The organism is Methylibium sp. T29, from assembly GCF_000576205.1.
Lineage (GTDB): Bacteria > Pseudomonadota > Gammaproteobacteria > Burkholderiales > Burkholderiaceae_C > Methylibium > Methylibium petroleiphilum.
On record NZ_AZND01000317.1, the window covers coordinates 1 to 3,232 of the forward strand.

A 3,232-nucleotide genomic window follows, 5' to 3' on the forward strand; every position below is an offset into this window, starting at 1 on the left:
GGCGGGCGCTGCAGGCGCTCGGCGGCGGGCTCTTCCTGCTGCTCGCGGCGCGTCTCGCGAGCGCCCGCGGCGCGGGCTGAAGGCGGGCTGTTTCCAGTGCGCGTCCGGGTCCGGTCGCGTTGCGGGAACTACGTATGGGGTTAACGACAGCGGCGGCCCGCGAGGGCGCTCCTTACCATCGGTGAGCTTTCAAACAGACCCGGGTTGGCTGTCGCGAACCCGTCGTTAGTGCCCCAATCAGGAGATGTCCATGACCCAGAAGACCGCCCCGCAACGTCGTCGCTTCCTCAAGAAGGCTTCCGCCGGTGCCGTCGGCGCCACCGCGATGGCCGCCCCGATGGTGTCGGTCGCGCAGACCACCGCGCTGCGCTTCCAGAGCACCTGGCCCTCGAAGGACATCTTCCACGAGTACGCGCAGGACTTCGCCACCAAGGTCAACAACATGGCCGGTGGCCGGCTGAAGATCGAGGTGCTGCCGGCGGGTTCGGTGGTGCCGGCCTTCCAGCTGCTGGAAGCTGTCAACAAGGGCACGCTCGACGGCGGTCACGGCGTCGTGGCCTACCACTACGGCAAGAACTCGGCGCTGGCGCTGTGGGGTTCGGGTCCGTCCTTCGGCATGGACCCCAACATGCTGCTGGCCTGGCACAACTACGGCGGCGGCAAGGAACTGCTGGCCGAGATCTACAAGAGCCTGAACATGGACGTCGTGTCCTACCTGTACGGCCCGATGCCGACGCAGCCCTTCGGCTGGTTCAAGAAGCCGATCGGCAAGCTCGAGGACATCAAGGGCACCAAGTTCCGCACCGTCGGCCTGGCGGTGGACATGTACACCGACATGGGCGCCGCGGTGAATCCGCTGCCGGGCGGCGAGATCGTGCCGGCGCTGGACCGCGGCCTGATCGACGGTGCCGAGTTCAACAACGCCAGCTCCGACCGACTGCTCGGCTTCCCCGACGTGGTGAAGAACTGCATGCTGCAGAGCTTCCACCAGAGCGGCGAGCAGTTCGAGATCCTGTTCAACAAGGGCAAGCTCGACGCGCTGCCGGCCGAGCTGAAGGCGATCGTCGACTACGGCGTGCAGGCCGCCAGCGCCGACATGAGCTGGAAGGCCGCGCACCGCAATTCGCTCGACTACGGCGAGCTGAAGAAGGCCGGCGTGAAGTTCTACAAGACGCCCGACGCGATCCTGCGCGCGCAGCTCGCTGCCTGGGACAAGATCATCGCCAAGAAGGGCGGCGAGAACCCGCTGTTCCAGAAGGTGATCGATTCGCAGAAAGCCTTCGCCGCGCGCGCCGGTCAATGGTGGAACGATTACACGGTTGACTTCAAGATGGCCTACAACCATTATTTCGGCGCCAAGAAGGCCTGAGCGCCCCAGTGATCTGAGCGACATCCGGGGGCGCCGCAGAGCGGCGCCCCCGCTCGTTTGTCCGGACGTTTTTCTAGGAAGCCTGATGCAGAACCTGCTGCTGGCGATCGATCGTTTCTCCACCTGGATCGGCAAGCTGTTCGCCTGGTCAGTGGTCGGATTGACCCTGTTGATCAGCTGGGAGGTGTTCTCCCGCTACGTGCTCAACAAGCCGCATGCCTGGGTGCTCGATGCCCAGATCATGCTGTACGGCACGCTCTTCATGTGCGCCGGCGCCTACACGCTGAGCAAGGCGGGCCACGTGCGCGGCGACGTGCTCTACGGCTTCTTCCGGCCCCGCACGCAGGCTACGATCGACCTGATCCTCTACATCGTGTTCTTCCTGCCGGGCATCGTGGCGCTCACCTGGGCCGGCTGGTTCTACTTCAACGATTCGCTCTCCATCCGCGAGCAGACCTTCAACGCCGATCCGCTGCCGGTCTACCCGTTCAAGTTCGTGATCCCCTTCGCCGGCGGCGTGCTGCTGCTGCAGGGCCTGGTGGAGATCGTGCGCTGCGTGATCTGCCTGCGTGAAGGCGACTGGCCGTCGCGCGAGGAGGACGTCGAGGAAGTCGACGTCGACAAGCTCAAGGAGATGGTGCACGTGAGGGACGCCGACATCGAGGCACTCGACAAGTTCGTCGTCAAGGAAGGCGGCAAGGCATGAAGCTGCGCAAGGAACTGTGGTTCGGCTTCACGCTGATGGCGATCATCGTCGCCGCCGCGGTGGCGATGGTGCTGAGCGTCGACACCATGACCAATGGTCACTATGGCCTGCTGATGCTGTCGCTGGTGGTCGTGGCCATCATGCTGGGCTTCCCGACCGCCTTCACGCTGATGGGCATGGGCATGCTGTTCGCCTTCTTCGCCTACCACTCCGGCGGGCAGACGGCCGGCGGCGCGATGAAGCAGACGCTCGACCTGATGGTGCAGCGCGCCTTCTCGGTGATGAGCAACGACGTGCTCATCTCGATCCCGCTGTTCGTGTTCATGGGCTACCTGGTCGAGCGCGCCAACCTGATCGAGAAGCTGTTCCGCAGCCTGCACCTGTCCCTGGCGCGTGTGCCGGGCTCGCTGGCGGTCGCCACGCTGGTGACCTGCGCGGTGTTCGCCACCGCGACCGGCATCGTGGGTGCGGTGGTCACGCTGATGGGCCTGCTGGCGCTGCCGCAGATGCTGCGCGGCGGCTACGACGTGCGGATCTCCGCCGGGGCCATCACCGCCGGCGGCTGCCTGGGCATCCTGATCCCGCCGTCGGTGCTGCTGATCGTCTACGGCGCGACCGCCGGCGTGTCGGTGGTGCAGTTGTATGCGGGCGCCTTCTTCCCCGGGATCATGCTCGCGGGCCTGTACATCCTCTACGTGATCCTCCTCGCCAAGCTCAAGCCGGCGCTGATGCCGCCGCTGACGGCCGCGCAGCGCTTCGTGCCGCTGCCGCAGCCGCTGCAGAGCGCCGGCGCGCGCGGCGAGGGCCGAGCGCTGCCCTGGCTGCTGGGCGCGCTGAAGGGCAAGCGCAACCAGGCCGTCAGCACGGGCTTCCTGCTCAAGCAGCTGTTCATCACGCTGCTGCCGCTGATCCTGTTCGCCGCCGTGTCGCTGTGGAGCTACCAGACCGTGACCCGCGTGGCGCCGGTCGACGATTTCTCCGAGCTGCAGCCCATGGGGTTCGGCAGCGCCGCCGAATCGGAAGGCACCGGAGGCCTGCAGGCCCCGCCGAGCGACGAGGGAGGCGGCCTGCAGGAGCCGCCGACGTCGGGGGGGCTGCAGGAGCCGCCGGCCGACAACGGCGGCCTGTCGGAGCCGCCCGCGAGCGCGGGCGAGTCG

At 66.8% G+C, this 3,232-nt stretch carries 3 protein-coding genes; all 3 read left to right on the plus strand.

The window, feature by feature from the left end:
- Positions 1 to 250 precede the first annotated feature (250 nt).
- Positions 251 to 1,369 carry a C4-dicarboxylate ABC transporter gene (locus tag x551_RS20100; RefSeq protein WP_011830939.1) on the plus strand — a complete coding sequence of 373 codons (1,119 nt, stop codon included), beginning with the start codon at positions 251 to 253 and terminating at the stop codon, positions 1,367 to 1,369.
- A gap of 85 nt (positions 1,370 to 1,454) precedes the next feature.
- Positions 1,455 to 2,075, plus strand: a complete 621-nt coding sequence (locus x551_RS20105; protein ID WP_036234737.1) for a TRAP transporter small permease subunit — start codon at positions 1,455 to 1,457, stop codon at positions 2,073 to 2,075.
- Positions 2,072 to 3,232: TRAP transporter large permease subunit (locus x551_RS20110; RefSeq protein ID WP_152543609.1), on the plus strand; the 1,161-nt coding region annotated here is incomplete at its 3' end. The genes x551_RS20105 and x551_RS20110, both read left to right, overlap by 4 nt.

What these genes read in the sequence shown, in the direction of transcription:
- x551_RS20105 (WP_036234737.1), top strand. Translation starts at nt 1,455, where the DNA reads ATGCAGAACCTGCTGCTGGCGATCGATCGTTTCTCCACCTGGATCGGC.
- x551_RS20100 (WP_011830939.1), top strand. Translation starts at nt 251, where the DNA reads ATGACCCAGAAGACCGCCCCGCAACGTCGTCGCTTCCTCAAGAAGGCT.